Source organism: Treponema sp. R80B11-R83G3 (assembly GCF_054786115.1).
Genome location: NZ_BDHF01000537.1, coordinates 1 through 405, shown reverse-complemented (window position 1 = coordinate 405; position 405 = coordinate 1). Strand labels below are relative to the sequence as shown.

Below are 405 nucleotides of genomic sequence, written 5' to 3'. Positions count from 1 at the left end.
GGGTATAGCAAAGCCATCTCGTCCATGTAACTGTCACGGGCTGTTTTTGCTAGGATTGAAGCCGCCATTACTTCACGGACTTTTGCGTCGGCTTTTACCATTGGCGTGCATACAATGCCAATCTCAGGGGCGTATAGGCCGTCTACGATAACGGATAGATTTTCGCTTGAAACAGCGTGCTTTTTACGCATTTCTTCAAAGGCGCGCTTCATCGCGAGGAGGCTTGCCTGTAAAATGTTGATGTCGTCAATCTCCGTGTGGCTTGCCCAGCCAACACCCCATGCAAGCGCGCCTTCGAGTATTTGCCGCCGCAGTTCTTCACGTTTGGCGGCTGAGAGTTTTTTTGAATCGTTCAGTAAATCGCGCGTTTCGCGCGGAAAACTTTCGCCAAGTATTACGGCGGCG

1 protein-coding gene is annotated in these 405 nt (G+C 51.1%); it reads right to left on the bottom strand.

The annotated features are described in order from the left end of the window. A partial coding sequence (locus ACYVRH_RS14850; RefSeq protein WP_461257628.1) for a ribonuclease HII occupies nt 1-405 on the bottom strand: 405 nt, incomplete at both ends.